Below are 26940 nucleotides of genomic sequence, written 5' to 3'. Positions count from 1 at the left end.
CTAGGACTTTCCTGGTTAACTAATAAAGTGAGCAAGTTGATAATCAAAAAGATAATTCCTATCTTTGCATTTCTACGGTGAAATCCTTATGACTCCAGAGGTATAAAAGATGGAACATGGTAAAAAAGGTAGGGGAAAAACATCCAGACGTGGGTTTTTAGGACAAGCATTAACTGTAGCAGGGACAGCCATAGCAGCTCCGTCATTACTCAATCAGAGCAGCAATGCAAAAGATAACCTTGAAACTGCCGAAGGCAATATGAAAGTTACATTAAATGTCAATGGTAAACAGCAAAGCCTGACAATTGAACCGCGTGTGACCCTTCTAGATGCGTTGCGCGATCGCCTGGGGCTAGTGGGAAGCAAAAAAGGCTGCGATCATGGGCAGTGTGGTGCTTGTACTGTCTTGGTTGATGGTGAGCGTGTTTATTCTTGCCTAGCTTTGGCTGTGATGCAGGAAGACAAAGAAATTGTCACCATTGAAGGGTTAGCAAAGGGTGATACTCTGCATCCATTACAGACGGCTTTTATCGAAAACGATGGTTTTCAGTGCGGTTATTGTACACCAGGACAAATTTGCGCCTCAGTTGCCTTACTTGATGAAATTAAACGCGGCTGCGCCAGCGTTGTCACCCCAGATTTAACTCGTCCGCCACAACTGGCTGAACTTTCAGAAGCGGAAATCAAAGAACGGCTGAGTGGGAATCTTTGCCGATGCAGTGCATACAACGGTATTGTTGCTGCCGTGCAGCAGGCCGCAGGACAAAAAGCACCTTCCCCGCTTGCTGATTTGATGCTGAGTGAACCAGAGGAGACATTGACATGAAAAACTTTACCTACACCCGCGCTACCTCTGTCAAAGAAGCAGTGCAGAAAGCTACAGCAGATAACCAGGCAATATTTATCGCGGGTGGTACAAATCTAATTGATCGCCTGAAGGTTTTTTTAGATGAGCCATCGCAACTGATTGATATTTCCCGCCTGGAAATGAAGCGCATTGAGCGGCTGTCTAATGGAGGTTTACGTATAGGAGCTTTAGTTAGTAATACGGCAGTTGCAGATAATGCCGATGTGCGCCGAGATTACCCAATCTTAGTTCGTGCCATTCTTTCTGGTGCATCACAACAAATTCGTAACGTTGCCACTGTCGGCGGTAACTTATTACAACGTACCCGTTGCCCCTACTACTACGACACAGCTTTTCCTTGTAACAAACGACAACCAGGGCAAGGTTGTCCAGCCGCCACTGGCATCAATCGGATGCACGCTATCTTGGGAGCTAGCGACCAGTGTGTAGCAGTTAACCCTTCTGATATGAATGTTGCCCTTGCTGCCTTAGATGCGGTGGTGGAAGTAGCAGGCCCCAAAGGGCAGAGACAAATTCCCTTCATTGAGTTTCATCGGCTACCAGGAAACACACCCCAACGAGATACCAATCTAGAACCAGGGGAATTAATTACCTCTGTGATTTTACCGCCAGTATCCTTTGCCAAATCGGGAGTGTATTTGAAGTTACGCGATCGCACTTCCTACGCTTTTGCCTTAGTTTCTGTTGCGGCGGCTGTTGAGTTGGCAGGCGATCGCATTAAAAATGTGCGTTTAGCAATGGGTGGCTTGGCTCACAAGCCTTGGCGACCAACAGAAGCAGAAAAATTTTTGATTGGTAAGCCAGCAGACTCTAGCACTTTTCAACAGGCAGCAGAAATTGCTTTACAGCAAGCTAAACCTCTGAGCCATAACGCTTACAAAGTGGAATTAGCAAAGCGGGCAATTCGTCGCGCACTTACGGTTTCTAGCAAAGGAGGCGGGGTAGTATGAATAAAGTCATTGGAACGGGTGTTAATCGCAAAGATGGTCTAGCCAAGGTGACAGGCACAGCCACCTACGCCGCAGAACATCAAATTCCCGGTTTAGTTCATGGTTATCTCATTACCGCCACTATTGCCAATGGCGAAATTAAAAGTATAGATACCAGTGTGGCAGAAAAAACACCAGGAGTAATTGGTGTTTTTACTCACAAAAACCCGCCCAAAATATTTAAGCCAAGCAACGACTTTATGACCTCGAAAATCTACGAGGCGCGGTTGCCGTTGTCAGATAACAAAGTTCACTATGGCGGCCAAATTATTGGCTTAGTAGTAGCGGATACTTTTGAGCAGGCGCGTGATGCAGCCCATTTGGTAAAGGTGGAATACACCACCCAAAAGCCATTGGTAGAAGCCCAAAAAGCCAACTATAAAGATGCGCCCCCGGCATTTGGCGAAGAGCTAAAGTTTGAGAAAGGGAATACCGCAAGCTTGGCTAGTGCCACAGCCAAAATCGAAGCTACCTACAAGACTTCTACAGAACTGCACGCGCCGATGGAACCCCACGCTATTATTGCCCATTGGCAAGATAGCAACTCGCTGACAATTTATGAGCCTAGCCAATGGGTAATGGGTACTCAGCGCACCTATGCAGAACTGTTTGGTCTACCCTCAGAGCGAGTGCGGATTGTTACACCTTTCCTCGGTGGAGCCTTTGGTTCCAAAGCTTTCCCCTGGCCACACGGTGTTTTAGCAGCAGCAACCGCGCGGCAAATCAAACGTCCACTAAGAGTTGTTCTCAGTCGGCGACAAATGACAGCCAACGCCGGACATCGCTCCGAAACTGAGCAAATTATCCGTTTAGGTGCAACAACAGATGGCAAACTGACTGTAATTGACCATGAAGTAAAATCCTCTACTTCTCCGGTAGATGTCTTTACTGAACCTTGTACTAGTGTTACGCCAGCCATGTATGCAGCACCAAATCTGCGGCTCAAGCAAGAACTGGCAGTAATGAATGTCGGCACACCCACATTTATGCGCGCTCCTGGAGAAAACCCAGGTATGTGGGCGTTAGAGTCAGCAATGGATGAATTAGCTTGGCAACTGAAGCTCGATCCTGTGGAATTGCGGCTCAAGAATGAAGCTAAGGAACATCAGCGCAAAGGTTTACCATTTTCAGCCAAGCATTTTGCAGACTGTTTGCAAGTAGGTGCTGAACAATTTGGTTGGAAAGATAGACCAAAGCAAGTGCGATCGCTCACCCGTGACGGTAAACTGATTGGTTGGGGCATGGCTGCTGCCACTTTCCCTGGAATGAGAGGTAAAGCCACAGTCAAAGCCCGCTTATTACCAAATGGTACTGCCCACATCCTCACAGCCGGTAATGATATGGGTACTGGTGCTTATACTGTTGTGGCGGCGACGGCTGCTGAGGTGCTTGGTTTACCCGTTGAGCAGGTAAAAGTCGAAATGGGTGACTCCCTATTACCTGATGGTGGCTTGGCTGGTGGTTCCCAGATGACAGCATCGCTAGTCCCAGCCGTGATGTCAGCCTGCAAGGAAGTCCTCAAAACAGCTAAGGCTAAAACTGCACAAGAAGCGTTAGCTAATCTGCGTCAGTCTGGCAGGGCAGCATTTGAAGCCACAGCCTCCTCTGCACCTGGTGATGAAACTAAGAAGTGGGCGTTTCAATCTTGGGGCGCACATTTTTGTGAAGTCAGTATTGATGAAGAAATTGGACGATTACAGGTAACACGCTGGGTATCAGTGATGGACATTGGCAAAGTCATCAACGCTAAAACAGCAGCCTCTCAAGTACGCGGTGGCGTGATTATGGGTATCGGTCAAGCCCTGATGGAAGAATGCCACTTTGATCCTAATATTGGTTATCCTGTGGTTTACGACTTAGCTACCTATCACTATCCAGCCCATGCAGATATCCCCAGGATTCAAGTAGCATTCGTAGGCGAACCCGATACCAAATTCAACCCAGGCGGGGCGCGTGGTGTAGGTGAAATTGGGATTACAGGAGTTTCAGCTGCGATCGCTAACGCAGTTTATCATGCTACAGGTAAACGCATCCGTGATTTACCTATTACCCCTGACAAGTTGCTCTAATACCATTTTGGATTTTAGATTTTGCGGAAAGTTCTGTAGGCGGGTTTCCCGCCGTAAGAAACTTTTCAAGACGGATTTTGGATTTTGAAATGCTTCATTAGTGAACTTTTCAGTAATCCATTTGTCGCAATCATTTTTCAAATTGGTATAACTTTGGTTATCTCATCTAAATGAACGGGTATCTTCGCTCATCAATTTGCCAGATACAGAAAAAGCGGGAGCAGGGAGACAAAAACATATTTTCTCATCTGCACCCTTTTTTCTTTTGTTAATTTTGGATTTTGCTGCAATAATGACTAAAATTGGCATCATCATCTTAGCAGCAGGCGCTTCTAAACGCCTTGGTCAACCCAAACAACTTTTAACTTACCAAGGTAAACCACTGATTCAATACATTACAGAGGTGGCGATTAATTCCCAGTGTCGGCCAATTGTTGTAGTGTTAGGTGCTTACGCCGAAAAAATTGAGCCTTATCTGCTCAATTTAGATATTCACATCGTTGACAACCAACAATGGTCAAGCGGTATGGCTAGTTCCATTGGCTGTGGATTAAATGCTATTGAGGCGATCGCACCTGATATTGAAGCACTTGTACTCATGCTATCAGATCAACCCTTTGTCTCACTCACCTTAATTAATCAACTGATTGCAGCGTATCAAACTACAAACTGCCCCATAGTTGCCTCAGAATACAGTGGTATTCTTGGTGTTCCTGCCTTATTCCACAAAACTTTATTTTCAGAACTAGCTCTACTTCAGGGTGACATGGGTGCAAGAAAAATCATTCGTCAGCATGAAGCTAGTTGTTTAAGCATTCCTTTTTCTGAGGGAGTTATTGATATAGATACCCTGGAGGATTATGAAAAGCTTTTGCTGAATAATTCGTAATTAATAGTAAAACCACCTCAATTTTACGAGCAAAGTCACCGTTTTTTATTGTTGATCGCGGTCAATCCATTTATGTACATTGGGAACTTGAAACTGACTTAACTTCTCAATTAATTCTACGGGGGTTTTTTCTGCTAAAACAATACTTCTGTGTTCAGGGCGGATAAACTTTTCTTGAGTCGCATGGTTAAGAAAAGAAAGTAATCCATCATAAAATCCTTCAATGTTCAATAGTCCACAAGCTTTCTTGTGAAATCCAAGCTGAGTCCAAGTTGCAACTTCGCAAAATTCCTCTAATGTTCCTAATCCACCTGGTAGGGCAATAAACGCATCAGCCAGATCAGCCATGAGTGATTTACGCTCGTGCATTGAGCCTACAATTTGCAAATCGCTTAATCCAGTGTGTGCAATCTCCTTATCAACTAAAGCTTGTGGTATTACTCCAATCACTTTTCCACCAGCCGCCAAAACAGAATCGGCTACAGCCCCCATTAATCCTACATTTGCGCCACCATAAACAAGGGTAATTCCCCGCTCTGCCATTTCTTTACCTAGATTTTGTGCAGCCTCAAGATAAGTTGGGCGATCGCCAAAATTAGAGCCGCAGTAGACACAAATACTTTTCATAAGACTTCCACTATACCCCATCTCAAGAAACTTACAAAAGCTTTTAGATATTAGGAAAAATACATCTTCATAACAGTGAACAAGAATAAACTACTTTCGGTAAATACTAATACAAAACTACAAGATTTTGTGGTTTATCCGAAACAATAAGTTTGATTTTCTGCTTCTTCAGATGCGTGCAATTTTTCCAAAAATCAAATAATAGCCCTATATAAACACCTCAATCGATGACTGGCAGTGATGTATGTTAGATCAACTGATTGGAGATAATTGGAATGAACCTTCGTCATCCTGAACTGTAATTTTTACCGTCGTGGTATTTTGACCACCATCGGAGGCTTTACACTCAAATGTATCCTGAGCAATAGAAGGACGATATTTTTGATTCCTAGAAGTACTACAATCAGCCTGAGTCTTAGCACCATAGGATTGTCTAAATACCTCTACCACTTTATCCTCTACTTTTGCTAAGACTAAAAGTCCTTTAGCTTCCCAATTGAAACTACCCTCATTATCTTGGAAATTTACCTTCATCTGAAAGGGGATATTTTCTACTGATGCTTGACAGTTTATAGAATTATCGGCTTTAATCTCAAATTCGCTAGGACAGTTCAAAGAATCGAGTTGTCCTCCAAAATTCTGCCCCCAACTTTGAATAATTTTGCTTTCTATTTCTTTAGCTGCCTGACTTTTTTCTTCGGTGGTAGTAGATTTAACCTCTGATACAGAAGAAGATGATACAGGATTCGTGGCACTTGATTGGTTGTTGGTATAAGTAATACCGTCAAGCTGCATAGTAAATTTACCGTTCTGTTCTTGAGGTGGTTGAGTAATTTTAAACTCCTTTTTAATAGGGCCTAAACCAATTTTGAGAGTTTTATCTGTAATGGTTGCAGTACCACCTGTAACTTCAGAGTTTGAGGTCTTAAAGTCTCCACCACCATCCAAATAAATATTTACAAATGTGCCATCACTAGCTACCCACTTACCAGCATACATTTGTTGTTGTGTACTCAAAGGAACTTTATTACTACTACAACTAACAACTACGGGTGCTACAGCGAGAGTTGTAATTAGTGCAGGTATGGCTAATCTGTTAAACATAGGAAGATGATTCAGTGATTTACACATATTGTCTACACTTCGTTTTCTTGATTTTTCGGAACAAACTTAAAAAAATCCGTCTTTAGGTGGTTTCGTAGAAAAGGCATATAGGATAGAGCTATCAAATTAAAGCCCAATGAGCGGTTAGAAACAGCATCAATGCCAAAAGCCATAGTCTACTAAACTAAAATCAGGCGATCGCAAAAGTTTTATTCAAAAATTCAATTGCAACTACACATGAACAACCAACAAGACAGCCAAGCTTTTGAACGCAATTGGTCTGCTTACTATCAAGCTGTGGAAGGTCGTCCGCCGCGAGAAACCTTACTGGAAGCCTTGGCAAGATTTGACAATTTGCCTACAGATACCCCTCGATTTGCTGTAGATTTGGGCTGTGGGGATGGACGGGATACAGTAGAAATTCTCAGACGGGGTTGGCGGGTATTAGGAATCGATGGTACAGAAGAAGCGATCGCCCTTCTGAAAAACCGTCCTGATATTGATTACAATCGTCTAGAAACTCTCGTGACGCGCTTTGAAGACTTAGCGCTGCCTGAATCAGTCGATTTAATTAATGCCAGCTTTTGTTTGCCCTTCTGTCCGCCAGAGCATTTTCCTAGTTTATGGCACAAAATTGTCGCAGCTTTGCCAGTTGGAGGACGTTTCTGCGGTCAACTATTTGGCGATCGCGACTCTTGGGCAATTTATCCTAACATGAGCCATCACACTCGCATACAGGTAGAAAAATTGCTGGAACCATTTACAGTTGAATTTTTTCAAGAAGAAGATCACCCAGGTACAACTGCTTTAGGCGAACAAAAACACTGGCACATCTTCAACATAGTTGCTTATAAACAGTAGATACAACAGGAGGTAGGAGGCAGGATTTATAAACTCCCTACTCGCAAACTGTTATAAATTCGCGCTTATGATAAAACTGCTTCAAGTTAACTCAAAGCAGTTTTAATTGTCTAATTACAAGATTTAGGTTCTCTTTTTTAGAATCTAAATCTTAGAAAATCTTTTTAGTACTTTTCAAGCAATCAAATGTAGATTATAAAGCATGAAAACTACTAAAGTTGCTATTGTTAAAATCTAACCTAACCTTGAGATTTACCGCCTTTGCGACCAGCTTCACGAGCTTCTTCGGAACTGAACTCATGAGCAGTACCTTTTTCATGAGCGGCTTTTCCACCCTTCTGTCCAGCTTCACGAGCTTCTTCAGAACTGAACTCATGGGCAGTGCCTTTTTCATGAGCAGCTTTACCGCCTTGGCTGGCAATTTCGCGTTGCTTGTCCTCATCCATAGAGGCGAAACCACGGTTGCTAGTATCTGACATAATATGACTCCTTGTACTTAATTAAAGCTGTTTTCCTGTGTGAGCAGTAAGAGCTTAAAAACGATTGGTATTTAGAACCATTGATGCCTCTAAGTTAGCTAGATTAATCGTTGATGTTCATTCTTCTTTGGGTATAAATATTGAACACTAACCTTTAACTTCCGAGGGGTGTCAGGGTATGCTTATAGGTACGTTTTAATGGTCTGTCAATTTTTTGGTTGTCATTAAATGCAGATTGGATGCAAATATAGCGATCGCTCTGACGCTACAACGGTGGGGCTTTACTAGGCATCAATTGATACCGTATATAAAATATAGGTTACTCAAATTACTGTGCAACTATAGATACATTAAATAACGAAGAAGCTGGCGATCGCTCAAAATGCTTGTTGAGAATGATCACGAATTTGTAATGTATCTTATGCTTGCAGTCAACTTTCAGCATAAATCCCAGGCTATTGGCCTTGTGATTCAAAGTTTAGTGCAGCTTTATCCGAAATGAATAATTTCAAGGTTGTATGTTATCTGTATTGCTAACAACACCATCAGATTCATCTTTGATTTTTGTTGGCGTAGCCTACGCTGGTACAGAAGAATCTAGTACCTCTATCTCTATTTCTTTGCTGTTTTGTGTGATATATTCGCTGTTTGTGCAACTAAGTTCAGCAATCAAATTATATTCATATATCAACGTTAATGGTAGTTAATAATGGTTGAGCATGGGTATTATTTTCAAGTAGAAATATATTTTAATGAGTGTACATTGAAGGGTTTGAAAGCATATTTTCACAAAGTTATGATACATAAAACAAGCTGTAAAGCCTGCAAGTTAGCATACTCTGAGTAATTTATTTAAGTTTTGGTATTGTGCCTAAACATTTGGATTTTAAATCTCTAAGTGTTCAATTGCGTGCGTAGATAAAATGTTTTGAATGGAGAATTTTTATATGAGTTTTGATTGAGCTTAACTGCATATCTTGTCTTTGCTAAACATATTAAATAAGAACATCTTTTTGGTGAAAGTTGGAACAATATATGATCACATTAACAAAAACCTTGGAGCAAATAGAAAGTCAATCAAACCAAACAAGGATTACGTTAACTAATGACTGGCAACAAGCCAGCTTATTACTAGAAGTGATGGAAAGGCTAGATGATGGGATTTTGATTATCAGTAATGATGGAAAATTAATTCATGCTAATACTGCTGCGTATGATTTATCTTGTCAGTTAAACCAAGGCGATTTAGATGTAAATTTTGTTCCTCCGATTATTTGGGAATTTTGCCAAGTTTTGATAAATAGCTATAATTCCTATCCAGAAACAAACATTATCTTATCTGATGAAATTAAGCTCAATAAGTCAATAACATTTAGGATTCGCGTCAGATTAATTAATTTAGAAAGATTTATTACACCTTGCTTATTAGTAACAATTGAGAATCAATATGAATCTATAACAAATACAGCGATCGCCGAAATTAAAAAATACTCTCTCACACCCAGAGAAGCAGAAATCTGGCGACTGTACCGCGCTAACAACAGCTATAAAGAAATTGCTACTCAACTTTACATTACTATCAATACCGTTAAGAAACACATGAAAAACATTCACGCTAAAAGGCAAGCATTCGTAGTTGTCAATCAATAGGCAAATATAAATCTTAATTCATTAGTAAAAAGATAGTAAAAGTTTTTCACTTATGAATTAAGATTTGGTAATTAGTCATTAGTCCATAGTTATTCATTCTTCTCCCCTCTTGGGAGGGTTATCCCCTTGGGGGGATTATAGGGGGGTGGATTTTTCCATCATTCCCCCTACTCCCTTAATTACTACCTAAGATAAACAAACTTAACAATGTACCACTATTCCAAAGACTGTGGAGGAGGATGGGGGCTAGGAGATTACGCGATCGCGTGTATACTACACCTAAGACTATGCCTAAAGCAGTCAGGGGAAGGATTTCTGATAAGCTGAGGTGAGCAGCCGCAAATAATGTGGCGCTGGCGAGAATTGCTCCCCATACGGGTAAGTAACGAGTTAGGGAGGGTAATAAAAAGCCACGAAATAGAACTTCCTCAAATAAAGGAGCGGCGATCGCAGCTGTCACGTAAAATATCCCCAATGCTGTGAAGTTTTGGCTTTCGAGCGCTAATTGCAGTAGAGGGTTACTACCACCCTGTCCTTGCCATAACTGTTGATTAATTAAGGACACAATCACAACTATAGGTAAAGCGACGCAATAACCACCCAGTCCCCACAAAAACCAGTTGTCTTGGAAGCGGAAGCGAAACCAATTCTGGGGTAAGGGGAAAAAGCGTTTAATTGAGATATACAGAACTGATAGCGCACCGACTGCTACTAATACGTAGCTTACCAAAACAGAAACAGCTTGCAGCCTGACATCAACTATGGGACGGGGTATAGGGAGTAGTATTAACAAGGAAGGGACGAAAATCTGCCCCATGAAGAAAAAGCCTACGACAAAAACTGCGAGAATTGTTTCTGCGTCCCAAGGTGTTGTCCAAGCTAAATCAGAATTTTGTCCTAGTAAAGATTCTTTACCTTTGAGCAAGTATTGAGCAATTAAGAAAATTAACAGTATCAACCCTACTAACGCTGTCAAGCTAGGGACGGTAGCGATTATAGCTAATTTAAACAAAGCTTGAGCCGCAGCTTGTTGTTGTGCTGATTGAACCTCTTTTAAAGCGTCTTGTCGTTGCTGGAGTTGGTAGAGTTGAATCAAAGCTGTAGAACGAAACCAGCCTTCTAAATTATTTTGGATTAATTGTTGAGCATCTGGGAAAAGCCTTGGGGGGTCACTCCACAGTCCACTCAGCACAGCCGCAGTTTGTTCAATATTTGTACTGACTTGTGAATTGTCTAGAGGTTTTTGTAAATCACTCCAAACATCAATTGTTGATGTTTGTCCTTGTTTTGCTTGTAAAATGCCTAAATTTAAGTCTAATTCTGCCAAGAATTTTTGTAGTTGCTTTTGAGATTGCTGCAACTGTTTTTCTTTATCATTACGAGAGATAGTAGTAGTGTGAGGCTCATCTGGTAATGGTTTAGGCGGTGTAGCGTTTTGAGATGGAGAGTGCAGTTGTGCAAGTTGGTTCTGAATTTTCGTCAAATTAGTTTGCACTGATTGACGAGTTTCTTCATACTGCTTAATAGCATTTTCTAAAGGTTGTTGCCCCAAAATTGCTTCTTGAATAACTTTTGGGCTATTATCTTCACTATCCTCTGGCTGCCAAGCTTGAGCTAGTAATGAGATATTAGTTTGGTACAGTTCCAAGCGGCTTTGGAACTGTGGTTCTTGCAAACTACCAAATAAAGACGAAATCGCTAAAAAAGCTGCTATCGGCGTTAGGACAAAAAATAAAATCAACCGCTTAATACTCATCTATCCCCCTTTGACAAACCAGTGGAGAGGTGTTCCCCTTAAAAATTATCGCAACAAACAGCGATAGGTGGACAAATTAGGTTATTCAACAATGGACAATGGACAATTAACAATTGACTTTTTCCCTCTCGCGCTTAAGTGAGAGGATTGGAGACAAGGATTTATTTTTTGATTTTTTCTCCTGAAAAGGAGAGGTCTTAAACCTTGAATGAAACAATTGTCAATTATCAATTGATAAAGGGTTCATCCGTGATGGGACTGATAATATTTTGGGATGGGTAATGAGCAAGCTTTGCAGGTTGTCTTTGACAACCTATTGGTGTATTACCGCCAAACTTCACAATTGTACTATGGGATTGACTGCCACTGACCTGAAGCGGTGTCAAGTATAAGCTGGGTGCGATATCTTCGGTAAGCTTCGCTAACGCATTCACGGCAATACCCTTTTTAGCAAGTCGCTTTGTCGGTGACTTAGTAAAAGCTACCTGTGCCGATTTAGTCTGGGCATAGTCGTACATCCATACACCCTTTACTTAAAATTATCATCTTTAGTTACTCATAGTCTATTGCTGGGTAATCTAACCAGGTACATCTATCTCAACAACCCCAGCAATGCAACTGAGTACAGAAATACAGAAATTTTGGATAGCACTGGCTAACTATCTAGTTTTGGGTTTGATGTTGTTTTTATACCTACTGGCTGCTAATGGTTGGAAATTGGCGAATCTTTTGAGTTTGCCGGATTTGATGGGTTTGACAATTGTTGTAGCTTTAGTGTTATTTCCTTTACTCTGGTTTTTAGGAAATATCAAAACTCAAATGCTGCAAGCACTGCCAAATGAATGCCACTTTAAAACAGCAGTAATTACAGATTATCCCCAACTAGATTTATTTTGGTTACAAGAGGAAACAAAAGATTTAGAATCTCTTGGTTTTGTGCATTTAATGGACTATAAAGTTGAACCAAGTAATGGCTTTGCTCGGACTTTTGCTCATCCCCAACATCATTGTTTCGTGGAAATTGGGCAACTTTTTACAGATACCAAAAACAAACCAGAAAAATACTCTTATATGTACAGTTCATTAACGCAAGATTGGGATTTAACCACAATTAATAGAAAAGTTCATCGTTTGGATGCAATTGCTTACATTGGACAACAGCCAAAAGCAGTAAGAAAGTATCATCCTGAAGTTTATTTTGATGAACTTTTAGAACAGCATTTAAGTTTGAGAAGACAAATGCTGAATGATTTAGGTATTAGTGTAGTAACAGACATTTCCTGGTCAGGATACAGAAGCTTAGGACAACAAGCAACAATTTCTCGTAAAACAATCATACGCCGCAAAAAATTATTATTGACAATGTTAGAAGCGACGTTGTTTGAAATTAATCCTAAATCTGAATGGTTGGGAGATTATGCAAAAGTGGCAGTAACACGACGTGTAACAAGGTGAGAATTAAGATAAGCTTTAAGTTTACGTTTAGAATAAACAATTCCCGTTGTAAGCTGAAAGAAACAATGAGTCGAATAGGATAAGTAAATGGAAGGTAAAAGATTTATCCATAAAATTAGGTTAGAAAATTTCCTCTCCTATGGAAGCGAAGGCGAAGAAATTGAATTACAGCCACTGAATGTATTAATAGGCCCTAACGCATCTGGTAAATCAAACTTAATAGAAGCAATAGGAATTTTACGTGAAGTTCCAAGAGATGTAGAAGCCGCTATACGTTACGGAGGAGGAACTCTTGATTTTTTGTGGAAAGGCGGAAAGGAAATACCAGTAGCAGAAATTCAGGTGACTTTAAATCATCCGCTAAACTTACAACCTTTAAGTTATAGGCTGAAATTCACTGCACTATATGGATTGAATTTCCAACTGTTAGATGAAGCTATAGAAAATGAGCCACTATCTTTAAATCGAGAAGATGTATTTTTCTACTACAGATTGAATCATAATGGTCGGACAATCTCTAGATTTAGGTATCAAGATGGATCAGGAGAATATAAATTCCACGAAGAAGCATGGGATGAGCAAATGCTTCAGTTTAATAAATCTATTTTATCGCAACTAAAAGATATAAGAAAGTACCCAGAAATAACATATCTGGGTTCTACATTATCTACGATTTGTTTATATAGGGATTTGCCATTTGGTCGTAATAGCCAGCCCCGTAGACCTCAACAAGCAGATTTTCCTGTATATCCTTTAATGGAGGATGGAAGTAATATTGGTTTGGTTTTAAATAACCTACAACTTCAAATAGGTAATCGAAAAATTATTGAAAAACTGAAAAAATTTTACGAATTGGCAGAAGACATCAGTGTAAGAATATATGGGGGTACAGTACAAATATTCATTCGAGAAGAGGGACTTACTCAACCAATTCCTGCAACTCGTCTATCTGATGGTACACTCCGTTATTTATTTTTAATAGCTTTGCTGCTTGACCCAGCTCCACCGCCACTAATTTGTCTTGAAGAACCAGAAATTGGTTTACATCCAGATATCTTACCAACTATTGCAGAAATGCTAATTGAAGCATCTACTCGAACACAATTAATTGTCACCACTCACTCTGATGCTTTGGTTTCTGCCTTAAATGAGTATCCTGAATCAATATTAATATGCGAACGAGACGAAAAAGGTTCTCATCTGCGTCGGCTTGAACCTGAAAAACTGAAGCATTGGCTAGAAAATTATACTCTCGGCGACTTGTGGCGGATGGGTGAAATTGGGGGAAATAGATGGTAAAGGAGGTGCGAATTTATGTAGAAGGTGGTGGAGATGGTAAAAACCAAAAAGCATTAATTCGACAAGGGTTTAGTCAATTTTTAAAACCATTGGTGGAAATAGCCAAAAGTAAAAAAATTAAATGGGATATTATTATCTGTGGTTCTCGCAATAATGCGTTTAGAGATTTTCAAAATGCTTTAAAATCTCATCCAGAAGCTTTTAATGTGTTGCTGGTTGATGCAGAAGCGCCTGTAAAAGTAGATTCACCTTGGCAGCATTTAAAATATAGGGATAATTGGGATAAACCGTCAGGGGTTGATGACAGTCAGTGTCATTTGATGGTTCAAGCTATGGAGGCTTGGTTTATTGCCGATGTGAAAACGCTGAAAGAATTTTATGGCCAAGGTTTTAAGGAAAATGCTATTTCCAAAAACTATAATGTGGAGACTGTTGAGAAAGACAGGCTGGAACCTAGTTTAAAAGCTGCTACTGCTAACACGACTAAGGGAGAGTATCAGAAAATTAAGCACGCTTCTAAGCTGCTGGAATTGCTGGATGTAACCAAAGTCCGCCAAGCTTCCCCATATTGCGATCGCCTATTCACCACATTACAAGAGAAAATGGAACCATAAAAAAATTTTGAGCGATCGCCCCTCAATTTCAGACATCACGTTATCATCGAGTATTGTGGCTACTTCTGCGCGTAACTCCTAGCATCTATCTATGACCGCTTCTGACATCCAGCCAACTCAACCCAATACTCCCCCAACCCCTCACGCCGACACTCGCCTAGTAGACCGGACTAAGCTGAGTAAGATGTATCAGCACTATGTCGAGGTTAAAGATAAACACCCTCATGCGCTGTTGCTATATCGCGTGGGTGATTTCTTTGAAACGTTTTTTCAAGATGCGGTAACAGTAGCTAGAGAATTAGAATTAGTCCTGACGAGTAAACACGGCGGCGAAGTCGGACGGGTGGCTATGACTGGTGTTCCTCATCATGCTTGGGAACGCTACACTACCCAACTAGTGGAAAAAGGCTACGCTGTAGTAATTTGCGACCAAGTAGAAGATGCTTCTGAGGCTGTGGGTTTGGTGCGGCGGGAGGTGACGCGCATCCTCACCCCTGGCACTTTATTGGAAGAAGGAATGTTAAAATCCAGTCGCAATAATTACTTAGCGGCTGTGGTAATTGCGGGGAATCATTGGGGTCTAGCTTATGCAGATATCTCTACTGGGGAATTTCTGACAACTCAAGATAGTGATTTGGAACGGTTAACCCAGGAATTGATGCGGTTGCAGCCTTCTGAGGTACTGGTTCCTACCAATGCACCAGATTTAGGAAGTTTACTACGTCCTGGGGAAACTTCGCCAAGCTTGCCAGACTGTTTACCACCATCATTCTGTTATAGTTTGCGATCGCAACTCCCCTTCACCCAAGCCGAAGCTAGAAGTACATTATTGCAGAAATTCAAGGTGCGATCGCTCGAAGGTTTGGGTTGTGACCATCTCCCCTTGGCTGTCCGCGCGGCTGGTGGGTTGTTGGAATATGTGGAAGATACGCAAAAAGCCGGACAAGTATGCTTACAAAGACTCCGCACCTATACTATCACCGACTACCTGATAGTTGACAACCAAACCCGGCGTAACTTGGAAATTACCCAAACAGTCCGCGATGGCACTTTTCATGGTTCCTTATTGTGGGCTTTAGATAAAACTAGCACGGCTATGGGCAGTCGGGCTTTACGGCGCTGGCTGTTACAACCGCTACTTGATACTAAAGGGATTCGCTCACGCCAAGACACCATAGAAGAATTGGTGCAAAATACCTCCCTACGCCAAGATTTACGGCATTTATTACGGCAAATTTACGATTTAGAAAGGCTTACAGGCCGCGCCAGTTCGGGAACTGCCAACGCCAGGGATTTAGTAGCATTAGCTGATTCCCTCTCCCGCTTACCAGAATTAGCTAACCTAGTGACTGAAGCCAGTTCACCCTTCCTCAAGGCTTTGCAGAAAGTGCCACCAATTTTGGAAGAATTAGCACAAAAAATACACGCGCACTTAGTAGAATCACCACCGTTACACATCAAAGAAGGGGGCTTAATTCGTGCTGGTGTAAACCCTCTATTAGATGAGAGAAAGGCGACGGTAGAAGCAGACCACCAATGGATAGCTAATTTAGAAGTAGATGAAAGGGCGAGGACAGGAATCCCCTTACTCAAGGTAGGATTTAACGAAACCTTTGGTTACTACATTAGTATTTCCCGCGCCAAAGCCGACCAAGTACCTGCCAATTACATCCGCAAGCAAACCCTGAAAAATGAGGAACGTTACATCACCCCAGAACTGAAGGAACGGGAAGCCAGGATTCTCACGGCGCGGGATGATTTACATAAGTTGGAATATGAGATTTTTGTCAATTTACGGGAAGAAGTCGGAGAACAGGCGGAAGCCATTCGCAACCTGTCCCGCGCTGTAGCTGCCGCCGATGTATTATGTGGTTTAGCTGAGTTGGCGGTGCATCAAGGCTATTGTCGCCCGGAAATGGTGAATGGACGAGAGTTAAAAATCGTTGATGGTCGCCATCCAGTAGTAGAACAGTCTTTACCTGCGGGTTTCTTTGTCCCTAATTCTACGGAATTGGGGAATAGTGAAGAAACTCCCTCACTTCCCGACTTAGTTATTCTCACTGGGCCTAACGCTAGTGGTAAAAGTTGTTACCTGCGTCAAGTAGGATTAATTCAATTAATGGCGCAAATTGGCAGTTTTGTTCCAGCTAAGTCTGCGCGGTTGGGAGTGTGCGATCGCATTTTTACCCGCGTCGGTGCAGTGGATGATTTAGCCACGGGTCAATCTACATTCATGGTAGAGATGAATGAAACAGCAAATATTCTCAATCATGCCACATCTAGATCCCTAGTTTTGTTAGATGAAATTGGCAGAGGAACCGCAACTTTTGACGGTCTTTCTATTGCTTGGGCGGTTGCAGAATATCTCGCAATGGAAATTCGTTCCCGCACAATTTTCGCCACTCACTACCACGAATTAAATGAACTGGCGGCAATGTTACCTAATGTAGCTAATTATCAGGTGACAGTGAAGGAATTACCAGACCAAATTATTTTCTTGCACCAAGTCCAACCGGGAGGCGCTGATAAATCTTATGGTATTGAGGCGGGAAGGTTGGCGGGTTTACCAGCCGTGGTAATTCAACGGGCGAAACAAGTCATGGGGCAAATAGAAAAACATAGTAAGATTGCGATCGGCTTGCAAAATCTGGATTGATTTGTGGTTGTAGGGGTGTCATAGTATTTCGTTTAAGGCTGATACTAGTATTAAAGAGGCAGAAAAAGACCAAGATACATTAGGTAATGCTCACCCTCCATATCTTGATTAATTTATTTATGTTTTTTTTACTTAGTAATGGTGAATACAAATGAGTACAGAACAAGATTTATTAACTAAATGGCGTTCTCTTCCTCAAGATAAACAAGAGGAAGTTTTGAATTTTGTTGAATTTCTTCTCTTTAGGCTCAAGTTACAAACAAACGATAAAATTCAACAAAGTACACCTCAATTTAAAGGCTGGAATCCTGGTTTTTTTGAAGAAGTAATTGGTGGTTGGGTAGGAGAACCGTTAGAAAGACCAGAACAGGGAGAATATGAATCGAGAGAGACGTTATTTTGAGTTATTTGCTTGATTCAAATGTCTGTATTCGTTTGATCAATAATAGTAGTGCTGCGGTAACAAATCGATTATCCTTCCAGCAACCAGAGGATATTTTAATTTCTTCTATTACTCAATTAGAATTGTATTATGGTGCTTACCGTAGTCTTCAACAAGAAAGAAATTTAGAAATATTGCAACGTTTTTTTAGTCAGTTCACTATTTTACCGTTAGAAGGGGAAGCGGCAAGGATAGCGGGAAGAATTAGGGCTGAGTTAGCTGCTAGTGGTACACCAATTGGCCCTTATGATTTACAAATTGCTGCTATTGCAATAGCGAATAATTTGATATTAGTGACGCATAATGTTAGAGAATTTAGTCGGGTAAATGGTTTATAGATGGAAGATTGGGAACGAGAAGATTAATATAAGATAGAAGTTGTCTCCTACAATTTTTTATCTTGTAAATTAACCAACCGATCGCGATCGCATAATCTCACAGTTGTCCCTTCCATCTCAATAATTTTTTCTTGAGCGAGTTTATACAAAGCGCGGGAAAGTGTTTCGGGAATGGTTCCTAATAAAGCTGCAAGTTGTCCTTTGGGTAAATCTAGCTCGAAGACATCCACATTACCCAAGCGTTTACTTAAATTTAACAAGTAGTGGGCTAATCTTTGCGGTACTTCCTGAAATGAAAGTGTATCAACCAAGTGTGTTAATTTGCGTAAGTGTCGCGCCAGAGTTCCTAAAATTGCCAACGCCAATGTAGGATGTTGTTGCAACACAGTCAAAAAAGATGATCTGGGAATAAACACTACCTGGGAATTTTCTAACGTTGCGGCTGAAGCAGGATAGTTTCCCCCATCAAAAGCTGGTACTTCTGCAAAATATTCTTCAGCACCGAATATGTGGAAAATTTGTTCTTTCCCGCCGTTTGCTACCTTAAAAATCTTCACCCTACCAGACTTAACAATAAATAACCCCGTACCCTGATCACCCTCCCAGAATATAATTTCCCCTTTTTTATAACTTTGGACAATAGCAATATTAGCTAGTGCTTGCAATTGTTCATCTGATAAATCCTGAAAAATCGGCGTTTTCTGTAAAAATTGTTTAACCTCTAAAATACGTTCCGTAACAGTCATAGAAAAACTTTCTCTTTGATTTATGTAAAAAAATGAACAAAAGCAGTCCACATTATCCCAATTCTCCATCAAGATACACCTGACACCAATTATCTGAAGACATAACAAATCATCCTCAAGAAACCTCCGCGTTCCTCTGCGTTAACCTCTGCGTTCCTCCGCGTTAAAAATTTCTTCTCCTCTCTCCTCCCTCCTTCACCGAACTTTACAAATACTCTTGACTTAGATCAAGGAATTACTCTATCCAAAGGAATACTCTGTAAGCATGAAGATTTGAGAGAAGACATATGTTCTGTAACCAGTGTGAACAAACCACCCGTGGCGATGTCTGTCATCTATGGGGAGCCTGCGGTAAAAGTCCAGAAGTTGATGCTTTGCAAGATTTACTAGTACATTGTTTACGCGGACTCTCCCAAGTAGCGCTACAAGCAAAATCTCTAAGACTTGATACTCGCCAGACAGATGAGTTCACCTGTGAGATGCTATTCTCCACACTCACAAACGTCAACTTTTCCACATCTGATTTTATTAGCTTTGTCAATCGTGCGATCGCCTTACGCGAAAGTCTCAAGTTACAAATTCAAGCTACAGGTAACGCCGTCATCCAGTCAGAGATTAACTCTTTTCAACCTGCAAGTAATACACAACAACAAATACAGCAAGGAAAAGACCTAGAATTTGAATTTATCAGCCAATCTGCTAAAAATGTTGATATTTTCTCACTCAAGCTCACCGTATTATATGGACTTAAAGGCGTAGCTGCTTACGCTTTCCATGCCTTAGAACTCGACCAGCATAATGAAGGCTTGTATGTATTTTTCCATGAAGTCTTAGCAAATCTCGATGCCCAAGACAAGAGTTTACAAGACTGGCTCGATTTAACTTTAAAAGTTGGGCAAATGAACCTCAAAGCGATGGAATTACTTGATGCAGGTAATACCGAAACCTTTGGACATCCTACCCCAACAACTGTTCTCCTTGGTCATATAGTAGGTAAAGCCATCCTCGTTTCAGGACATGATTTACTCGCCTTAAAAGCCGTCCTCGAACAAACAGTCGGAACCGGAATCAAAGTATACACCCACGGCGAACTCCTCCCCGCACATGGCTATCCCAAGCTGAAACAGACTTACACACACCTTTACGGACACTACGGTACAGCATGGCAAAATCAAACCCATGAATTTGAACGCTTTCCAGGTGCGATCGTCATGACTACTAATTGTCTCATGCCGCCCCATGAAACTTACAAAGACAAGGTATTTACTTTAGGGCCTGTGGGTTATCCTGGTTTGCAACATATCAGCATCCGCGACATTTCCCCAATTATCCAGAAAGCATTAGAACTCCCTGGTTTTACAGAAGAAAGTGAACAAAAAACAGTAACTACAGGCTTCGCCAGAAATGCCGTTCTAGGTGTAGCTGACACTGTAATTAATACTGTCAAACAAGGTGATATTCGCCACTTCTTTCTAGTTGGTGGTTGTGATGGCGCGAAACCAGGACGCAATTACTACAGCGATTTAGTAGAACAAATGCCTAATGATTGTGTAGTCTTAACTTTAGGCTGTGGCAAATTCCGCTTCTTTGATCAGAATTTAGGCGATATCGGTGGTATTCCTCGCTTAATTGATATTGGACAATGAACCTATCCCACTAATACCAGCAATATGATAATCTGCTGTTGAAAACGGTAAGTTGTATCAGGGTATGGCGGGGAAATTTGAAGGGTTAAGTGATATGGAGTGGAAGTTGTTTGAAGATATATTCCCCAAGGAACCAGAAAACAGAGGAAGGGGAATGCCTCATGCACCATTTCGTCATGTACTGAACACGTTATTGTATATATTGATAACAGGATGCCGTTGGTGTGATGCTCCCACAGGAGAAATCTGGGCATCAAAAAGTGCAGCGCACAGATGGTTGCAACGTTGGGAAACGGACGGAACTTTGGAAAGTTTACAAGCAAGGATACTAGGAATTGCAGAGGAAAGAAGCCTAATCAACTGGAATTACGGTGCTGTTGATGGGTCTTTTTCCCCCTGGCAAAGGTGGCGGTGAAGGCGTTAAGTACGGTCATAAAGGTAAGGGAATTTTAATACACACCTTAACTGATGGTAATGGTATGCCCTTGGCTAATCGCACAACTCCAGCCAACGGTAGTGAAACAGATCAAGTGATACCACTGTTAGATAGTGTCAAAGTTAAAACGAATAGACCCGGTAGACCTCGTAAACGTGTTAAAGTTCTGGCTGCTGACAAAGGCTATGATTCCAAGGACAAACGGGCTGCATTGCGTAAACGTGGAATCAGACCTCAATTGCCGCGCGCGTGTTTGGAAGAATCGAAAAAATCGGGGTAGACCAATTAAAATTTCTGTTCCGCGTTTTCAACAAGAGCGCTGTTTTGCTTGGTTTCAAAGAAAATATCGCCGACTCGTTGTTCGGTGGGAAAGAATTTCTGCCTGCTTCAACGGTTTTCTTTCTCTTGCGACAATTCACATCTGGATTAACAGAATTTTATTCGTGGGATAGGTTCATGTAACGATGCTTACTCAGCCATCCAAATAGCTGTAGCTTTGGCGGGTGCTTTTAAAGTCAACGTCAATCAGCTACCACTATCAATGATACTGTCTTGGTATGAACAAAAGGCGATCGCAGTTCTTCTAACTCTCTTATACCTGGGTATCCAAAACATCCGCATCGGCCCCACCCTCCCAGCTTTCCTAACTCCCAATGTTGTGAAATTGCTTTCTGAGAAATATAATCTCCAACTCATCACCACACCAGAACAAGATTTAGCGGTATGTCTGGGTTAGTTGGTAGTAAGGACTTTAGTCCTTACTTAAAATCCCTTGGCACAGGAAAAATTCTCTATAACCTCATATCCTCTGCCTTTCATAAAAACCTGTCCTAATGTGTTCATTCGTAAAGCAAATGCGAAATGCTGCAATTAGCACTTGTAGAGTCTAGTTATATCTTGTAAAGAGCAGTCAAAACGAACTGCTACAAATCATGAGCAATAACGACGAACCTGAAAATTACTTTGAACAGTACAGCAATTTCAGTTCAGATAAAATTAGGGTAGAGATTCCAGCCGACCAAGAACCAATGTATCACCAGAGGATTCCGTCAGCATTTGATCCAATGGGTAATATTTACGTGGAAGGAAGAGCAATGAGAAGTATGTCTTCTGGAACAATGCCTTGGTGGGTGCTGTTTGCTGGCTGGGTATTGTTTGGCGGGTTATTTTTCATGTTACTCGGTGTTGCCATATCATCCTTATCTTTTGCTTTAATTCCATCATTAATTATCTCTGGAGTTCCTGTTTTAGTTGTTTTAAGAGGAACACTGGCAAAACTTTCAGCTAAGAAAAGCGCCAGGAGATAGTGAAACTGCGTGCGGGTTAACAATTCAAAATTCAAAATTAAAGACATTTTGCCTACGGCACGTTGTGCGAACAGTCGAGGATTTAAGCCTCGACTGAAAATATACTACTTATAGACGTAAGTTTCTTAAACTCTCGGATTTACGATAAATAAGATAAATTCGCCCCACGCTATGAGCATGAGGCGATTGTTATTATTGAAATTTATCCTATAGATAGAAGAAATTCCTGACGTATTGCGAGATATATAATTTGGTAGTGATATTTTAGATCAAGTTTCCTACAAGCTAAAATTACTTATCAAAATAAAATGAGTATCGAAATATTAGACACCCTAAATAACCCAGCAATTCAGAAATTTAGAAACGAAATAATATCAAAACGCAGTATAGGAAATATTGTGTTTGAGCTTAAACAAATTAGCCCTGAGATAAATATCGATAAAAGTGAAGATTTACAAGCAATTCTGGATTTATTTGTTACTCAACTGGGGTATGTAGGGCTTGGTGTTCATTGGAAAGAAATTAATCAAAATGCAGCCGAAAAAATTCTAGAACGTATATTAACAAAAGATTTGGCTTATTCTGCAAAAATTATGTCAACAGGAAAAGCGGAAGAAATATCTACAAAAATGCTTAATTTCTTTCAAAACCCCTGTAAGTTTTTTACTAACGCAGTATTTACTGACAACTACTCAGCAATGAGTGCTTGGGATTCACTTACAGAATCAACATTTGATACAGGTGTAATTATTGTCAGTACAAAAATGATTGGTATACTGTGGGTTAAAGATGAAGATTAATGGGTTAAATATAAATTAAGTTAATAGGCAATTTATTAAGTTTATTTTAATAAAAGTTTAATAAAAAAGTGTAATTAACAATAATTATATTACTGAATGTAATATAAGATTCTTAATATTAAATCATTTGTTTGTTACTGAATTTATAGTATTTATAATCATGTATAATTTCTTAAAAGCTTCGTTGGTAACGAAGCAATTTGTTTAGTTCATCTACTATTTAAGTTCAACCTAGACTACTAATTACCTTCAAGTAACCCATCTGTTAAAGTATGTCTCAATTAGCTTTACCTGTAAAAATATCAGCAGGAGCAATTATACTGCTTGCCTTTTGTATAACTAGTGCAAATAGTGCCACAATTTCTGAAGGATTTGAGAGTGGTGCAAAAACAACTTATACAAATGGTAATGTTAATCTCAGCACAGGCTCATGGAATTTCAATAATGCTGTGATTGGTGATCTCAGCAATGATAGAAAAAGTGGTGCAAAGTCTGCACGCCTTCGTAATAATGGCAAAGTATCAATGCGATTTGATCGCAATACAGGTGCAGGCTCTATTACTATCAAATACGCTAAGTTTGGTAATGATGCTAATACCAGTTGGGGTGTTTGGTGTTCAACTAACAGTGGAACTTCATGGTCACAAATTGGCTCTACTGTTAATACCACTTCTACAAGCTTACAAACAGCAACTTTTACACCTAATATCTCTGGTAAAGTTCGCTGTGAAGTTCGCAAGACTGATGGGACTGCAAACCGAACCAATATTGATGACATCGTAATTAGTGATTACGGTTCTACGGGTTCTACAGGCTCTACAGGTTCTACGGGTTCTACGGGTTCTACGGGTTCTACCTCAGCAACTTTACCACCTGGTTCTTTACCTTTCTTTGACAACATCAACAACCCTGTAACTGGGTTAGCCCTTGGTAGCCCTGGTGATGTCACACCTCCCGCCCCAGTTCTTAACAGCTTTGATACAGCAGTTGTTGAGCTTTGTGGCGCTCCTGGTACTGTTGTAAGTCGCGCTGGCTTCCAGTCTATGATGCAGAAAAACCCCACTGTCTTGGCAAATATTAAGACATATGTGGGAGGTTTTCTCAAACCAGGGCGTACTGCTGATGCTGATTTCTTGAACGATTTAACCGATATTTGGTTTAATGTCAAAGCGTTTGATCATGTGTTCTGTGGAGAACCAGTTCAAGGAGGCTCTATTGGCGGACTGCATTTTGTTGGGCGTTATGTAGAGCTGCAAAATAAAGGTTTAGCTGGACGACTTGCCAATAATACGTCTAGAGAAGAAGTTGTTCCCAACACTATCTACACTATGGGAGTAATCATGAAGGTAGGTAATGGAACGGCTCAGTCTAGAGTTAAAGGTTATCCTTACAGCCTCGATGCTGAAGAAATTTTGTCAAAGGCATCTTTAGCTTACAAGAACAACCCCAACATTGGCAGCACTAACCAAGCTTGTCTTGTCAACGTTACAGATGAGGGTAGAACCTTTAAAGCTGTATTTGTCGTAAGAGGAGGTGGTATCCGTACCTTCTATCCCGATGCGACTCCTGACTCTACTGCCGCTTGTAAGCAGTAATACCAATTCAAAATTCAAAATACCCTACGGGTTCGCATAGCGTTGCGTAGCAAAGGCAAGCCTACAAAATTCAAAATTAAGCAAGACAGATGCCATCCGGGTGTAATGGTTCGCATCTATTGCTTAATTTTAGTGAATTGGTAAATACACAAAAAAAGGGATGATAAAAATCATCCCTAATTAATTACAAGGCTAACAGCTTATATTTGGGGTACAAACTGTTGCTTTTCTGGTACATCAGTGTACTCAGCTACGATTTGACGGAATTCTTCACCGTCGATGGTTTCTTTCTCGATGAGCAAGTCAACGATGCGATCGGTGACGGTGCGATTTTCGCGGATAATCTTCTTAGCTGTTTCGTAGCAGTCTTCTACAATCAGCCGCACTTGAGAGTCAATTCGTGATGCAATTGATTCGGAATAATCGGATCTGGTCATCCAGTCACGACCCAAGAAGACTTCACCTTGCTGACTTTCCAAGGACAAGGGGCCTAAATCAGACATCCCAAACCTTGTTACCATTTGCCGTGCCATTCCCGACACTTGTTGTAAGTCTCCACCTGCACCAGTGGTAACTTCAGCAGAACCAAAGATAATTTCCTCTGCCGCACGACCACCCAAAGCACCAGCAATTCTGGCTTTAAGTTGGGAGCGAGAAATTAAACCTTGTTCTTCGTTGGGGGTAAACCAAGTCAAACCTTGGGCTTGTCCTCTAGGGATGAGGGTAACTTTCTGCACTGGGTCGTGGTCTTTTAATAAAGTACCGACCAAGGCGTGTCCGATTTCGTGATAAGCAATTAAGCGTTTGCTCTTGCTATCTACTAAAGGTGTACCTTCCATCCCCGCAACTACTCTATCTACCGCATCATCAATTTCGGTGAGGGTGATGGCTTCTTTGCGTCTCCGGGCTGTGAGGATAGCGGCTTCGTTGAGGAGGTTGGCTAAGTCTGCACCTGTGAACCCAGGGGTACGACGAGCGATCGCTTCCAATGATACGCTAGGATCTAACTTCTTATTCCGGGAGTGGACATGGAGAATTTCTAAGCGTCCTTTAATGTCTGGTGCATCGACCGTGACCTGTCTGTCGAAACGACCAGGACGCAACAAGGCTGCATCTAATACGTCGGGACGGTTGGTAGCGGCAATAATAATGATGCCGGTGTTACCTTCAAAACCATCCATTTCGGTGAGTAACTGGTTGAGGGTTTGTTCTCTCTCATCGTTACCGCCACCAATACCTGCACCCCGTTGTCTACCTACTGCGTCAATTTCATCGATGAAGATGATACAGGGAGCGTTATCTTTAGCTTTCTTAAACAAGTCGCGGACGCGGGAAGCACCCACACCAACGAACATTTCCACGAACTCAGAACCGGAAATACTGAAGAATGGTACGCCAGCTTCCCCGGCGATCGCTTTTGCGAGTAAAGTTTTACCAGTTCCTGGAGGCCCTACCAACAGCACACCTTTAGGAATACGCGCACCTACAGCCGTGAATCTTTCTGGCTGCTTAAGGAATGTAACGACTTCTTGTAATTCTTCCTTAGCTTCTTCGATACCAGCTACATCGTCAAACTTCACCCCTGTTTTCGCTTCCATTTGGAAACGCGCTCTGGACTTACCAAAATTCATGGCTTGACCAGGGCCGCCAGGGAGGTTGTTAGAACGACGGAACAAAAAGAACAAGCCAGTAATCAATAAGATCGGGAATACTAGATTACCTAAAAGTCCCCAGATAGCGCCATCATTGCGTGCTGGATGAGCATCAAAACTAACTTTCTTTTCTTTAAGCTTGCTGATTAACTCAGGAGCGCTAACTGGCAAGTCTACCCGCCAACGTTGGATGCGGCCTTCGATATCTTGATCTTGGGCTTCCACGATGGCTGTTCTGCCGCCTTCATACAGGTCAACATTGGTAACACGCCCAGCGTCCACGTATTCCAGAAAGCGGCCATAAGTCATGCGAGTGTTAGCCGCATTCCTAGTCATGTCCGCAGGAGCGTTAGCAAACGTTCCTTGCCAAAAGAAAAAGCCAATTACCAAAGCTGGCAATGTCCAGAGTAGTAGGACTCTCCAAGAGAATTTCATTTTTAATTTGCCTCTAGATGCCAATTACGATTTGTCATCTCTAGCAACTGGTGTTACTAGACTGTTTTACAACGGATGTTTATAAATCCATTTTCTTTAATCTGATATCTAAATCATGCACCGCCATAAAGCTATAAGGCCATTATGTTAAATCTAAGATGCCGATAAGAATCTTAATTAAATTTAACTTAATTCTAATACAAGATTGCAAGAGGCAGTTATCAGTT

Annotated in this window: 26 protein-coding genes and 1 pseudogene; 20 read left to right on the top strand and 7 right to left on the bottom strand. The window is 41.2% G+C overall.

Features of this window, described 5'->3' with window-relative positions:
- The first annotated feature begins 109 nt into the window (after positions 1-109).
- From NSMS1_RS23750 to NSMS1_RS23735, 4 genes are all read left to right on the top strand, one after another.
- Positions 110-826: a 2Fe-2S iron-sulfur cluster-binding protein gene (locus tag NSMS1_RS23750; RefSeq protein WP_224087165.1), complete on the top strand. Its 717-nt coding sequence runs from the start codon at positions 110-112 to the stop codon at positions 824-826.
- Positions 823-1818: an FAD binding domain-containing protein gene (locus NSMS1_RS23745; protein ID WP_224087164.1), complete on the top strand. Its 996-nt coding sequence runs from the start codon at positions 823-825 to the stop codon at positions 1816-1818. Before NSMS1_RS23750 ends, NSMS1_RS23745 begins: the two co-directional genes overlap by 4 nt.
- Positions 1815-3926, top strand: coding sequence for a xanthine dehydrogenase family protein molybdopterin-binding subunit (locus NSMS1_RS23740; RefSeq protein WP_224087163.1), 2112 nt, complete (start codon positions 1815-1817; stop codon positions 3924-3926). The genes NSMS1_RS23745 and NSMS1_RS23740 overlap by 4 nt, the downstream gene beginning before the upstream one ends.
- A gap of 292 nt (positions 3927-4218) precedes the next feature.
- On the top strand, positions 4219-4815 hold the full coding sequence (locus tag NSMS1_RS23735; RefSeq protein ID WP_224087162.1) for an NTP transferase domain-containing protein: 597 nt from the start codon (positions 4219-4221) through the stop codon (positions 4813-4815).
- A 45-nt stretch (positions 4816-4860) separates the two neighbouring features.
- On the opposite strand, the gene NSMS1_RS23730 is transcribed toward NSMS1_RS23735, so the two are convergent.
- Entirely contained in the window at positions 4861-5442 is a 582-nt protein-coding gene (locus tag NSMS1_RS23730) for a TIGR00730 family Rossman fold protein (protein WP_224087161.1), read from the bottom strand.
- 252 nt (positions 5443-5694) lie between these two features.
- Positions 5695-6546, bottom strand: a complete 852-nt coding sequence (locus NSMS1_RS23725; protein WP_224087160.1) for a DUF4333 domain-containing protein — start codon at positions 6544-6546, stop codon at positions 5695-5697.
- 237 nt (positions 6547-6783) lie between these two features.
- On the opposite strand from NSMS1_RS23725, the gene NSMS1_RS23720 reads away from it, so the two are divergent.
- Positions 6784-7407, top strand: a complete 624-nt coding sequence (locus tag NSMS1_RS23720) for a class I SAM-dependent methyltransferase (RefSeq protein WP_224087159.1) — start codon at positions 6784-6786, stop codon at positions 7405-7407.
- A 248-nt stretch (positions 7408-7655) separates the two neighbouring features.
- Here the strand turns inward: NSMS1_RS23720 and NSMS1_RS23715 are convergent.
- Positions 7656-7886, bottom strand: a pseudogene (locus NSMS1_RS23715) (KGG domain-containing protein); the annotation flags it as partial.
- A 518-nt stretch (positions 7887-8404) separates the two neighbouring features.
- On the opposite strand from NSMS1_RS23715, the gene NSMS1_RS23710 reads away from it, so the two are divergent.
- Both NSMS1_RS23710 and NSMS1_RS23705 read left to right on the top strand, forming a co-directional pair.
- Positions 8405-8593: a hypothetical protein gene (locus NSMS1_RS23710; RefSeq protein ID WP_224087157.1), complete on the top strand. Its 189-nt coding sequence runs from the start codon at positions 8405-8407 to the stop codon at positions 8591-8593.
- 328 nt (positions 8594-8921) lie between these two features.
- Positions 8922-9536, top strand: a complete 615-nt coding sequence (locus NSMS1_RS23705) for a helix-turn-helix transcriptional regulator (RefSeq protein WP_224087156.1) — start codon at positions 8922-8924, stop codon at positions 9534-9536.
- A gap of 175 nt (positions 9537-9711) precedes the next feature.
- Here NSMS1_RS23705 and NSMS1_RS23700 read toward each other — a convergent pair whose 3' ends face one another.
- Both NSMS1_RS23700 and NSMS1_RS23695 read right to left on the bottom strand, forming a co-directional pair.
- Positions 9712-11292 carry a CPBP family intramembrane glutamic endopeptidase gene (locus NSMS1_RS23700; RefSeq protein ID WP_224087155.1) on the bottom strand — a complete coding sequence of 527 codons (1581 nt, stop codon included), beginning with the start codon at positions 11290-11292 and terminating at the stop codon, positions 9712-9714.
- A gap of 227 nt (positions 11293-11519) precedes the next feature.
- On the bottom strand, positions 11520-11810 hold the full coding sequence (locus NSMS1_RS23695) for a hypothetical protein (protein ID WP_224087154.1): 291 nt from the start codon (positions 11808-11810) through the stop codon (positions 11520-11522).
- A gap of 94 nt (positions 11811-11904) precedes the next feature.
- Between NSMS1_RS23695 and NSMS1_RS23690 the strand changes: the two genes are divergently transcribed.
- From NSMS1_RS23690 to vapC, 6 genes are all read left to right on the top strand, one after another.
- A complete protein-coding gene (locus NSMS1_RS23690) occupies positions 11905-12747 on the top strand; it encodes a hypothetical protein (protein ID WP_224087153.1) in 843 nt (280 codons plus the stop codon).
- 87 nt (positions 12748-12834) lie between these two features.
- On the top strand, positions 12835-14046 hold the full coding sequence (locus tag NSMS1_RS23685; protein ID WP_224087152.1) for an AAA family ATPase: 1212 nt from the start codon (positions 12835-12837) through the stop codon (positions 14044-14046).
- A complete protein-coding gene (locus NSMS1_RS23680) occupies positions 14040-14660 on the top strand; it encodes a DUF4276 family protein (RefSeq protein WP_224087151.1) in 621 nt (206 codons plus the stop codon). The genes NSMS1_RS23685 and NSMS1_RS23680 overlap by 7 nt, the downstream gene beginning before the upstream one ends.
- Positions 14661-14751: 91 nt before the next feature.
- Positions 14752-17316, top strand: coding sequence for a DNA mismatch repair protein MutS (mutS, locus tag NSMS1_RS23675; protein WP_224087150.1), 2565 nt, complete (start codon positions 14752-14754; stop codon positions 17314-17316).
- A gap of 151 nt (positions 17317-17467) precedes the next feature.
- The gene (locus tag NSMS1_RS23670) at positions 17468-17719 is read left to right on the top strand and encodes a hypothetical protein (RefSeq protein WP_224087149.1); all 252 of its coding nucleotides are present in this window, start codon (positions 17468-17470) and stop codon (positions 17717-17719) included.
- The gene (gene vapC / locus NSMS1_RS23665) at positions 17716-18096 is read left to right on the top strand and encodes a type II toxin-antitoxin system tRNA(fMet)-specific endonuclease VapC (RefSeq protein ID WP_224087148.1); all 381 of its coding nucleotides are present in this window, start codon (positions 17716-17718) and stop codon (positions 18094-18096) included. Before NSMS1_RS23670 ends, vapC begins: the two co-directional genes overlap by 4 nt.
- A 47-nt stretch (positions 18097-18143) precedes the next feature.
- Here the strand turns inward: vapC and NSMS1_RS23660 are convergent, their stop codons facing one another.
- Positions 18144-18842 carry a Crp/Fnr family transcriptional regulator gene (locus NSMS1_RS23660; protein ID WP_224087147.1) on the bottom strand — a complete coding sequence of 233 codons (699 nt, stop codon included), beginning with the start codon at positions 18840-18842 and terminating at the stop codon, positions 18144-18146.
- Between the two features lie 287 nt (positions 18843-19129).
- On the opposite strand from NSMS1_RS23660, the gene hcp reads away from it, so the two are divergent.
- From hcp to NSMS1_RS23625, 7 genes are all read left to right on the top strand, one after another.
- Positions 19130-20488, top strand: a complete 1359-nt coding sequence (hcp, locus tag NSMS1_RS23655) for a hydroxylamine reductase (protein WP_224087146.1) — start codon at positions 19130-19132, stop codon at positions 20486-20488.
- A gap of 64 nt (positions 20489-20552) precedes the next feature.
- A complete protein-coding gene (locus NSMS1_RS23650) occupies positions 20553-20903 on the top strand; it encodes a transposase (RefSeq protein ID WP_224085447.1) in 351 nt (116 codons plus the stop codon).
- A complete protein-coding gene (locus NSMS1_RS23645) occupies positions 20869-21204 on the top strand; it encodes a transposase (RefSeq protein WP_224085446.1) in 336 nt (111 codons plus the stop codon). Before NSMS1_RS23650 ends, NSMS1_RS23645 begins: the two co-directional genes overlap by 35 nt.
- A gap of 216 nt (positions 21205-21420) precedes the next feature.
- A complete protein-coding gene (locus NSMS1_RS23640; protein WP_263432533.1) occupies positions 21421-21660 on the top strand; it encodes a hypothetical protein in 240 nt (79 codons plus the stop codon).
- Between the two features lie 196 nt (positions 21661-21856).
- Entirely contained in the window at positions 21857-22231 is a 375-nt protein-coding gene (locus NSMS1_RS23635; RefSeq protein WP_224087145.1) for a hypothetical protein, read from the top strand.
- Between the two features lie 308 nt (positions 22232-22539).
- Positions 22540-23031, top strand: coding sequence for a hypothetical protein (locus NSMS1_RS23630; protein ID WP_224087144.1), 492 nt, complete (start codon positions 22540-22542; stop codon positions 23029-23031).
- 272 nt (positions 23032-23303) lie between these two features.
- Positions 23304-24626, top strand: coding sequence for an EndoU domain-containing protein (locus NSMS1_RS23625; protein ID WP_224087143.1), 1323 nt, complete (start codon positions 23304-23306; stop codon positions 24624-24626).
- Between the two features lie 200 nt (positions 24627-24826).
- Here NSMS1_RS23625 and ftsH2 read toward each other — a convergent pair whose 3' ends face one another.
- A complete protein-coding gene (gene ftsH2, locus NSMS1_RS23620; RefSeq protein WP_224087142.1) occupies positions 24827-26713 on the bottom strand; it encodes an ATP-dependent zinc metalloprotease FtsH2 in 1887 nt (628 codons plus the stop codon).
- Positions 26714-26940: the final 227 nt, after the last annotated feature.

This window comes from Nostoc sp. MS1 (assembly GCF_019976755.1).
Taxonomy (GTDB): domain Bacteria; phylum Cyanobacteriota; class Cyanobacteriia; order Cyanobacteriales; family Nostocaceae; genus Trichormus.
This window is presented reverse-complemented; position numbering and strand designations above follow the sequence as displayed.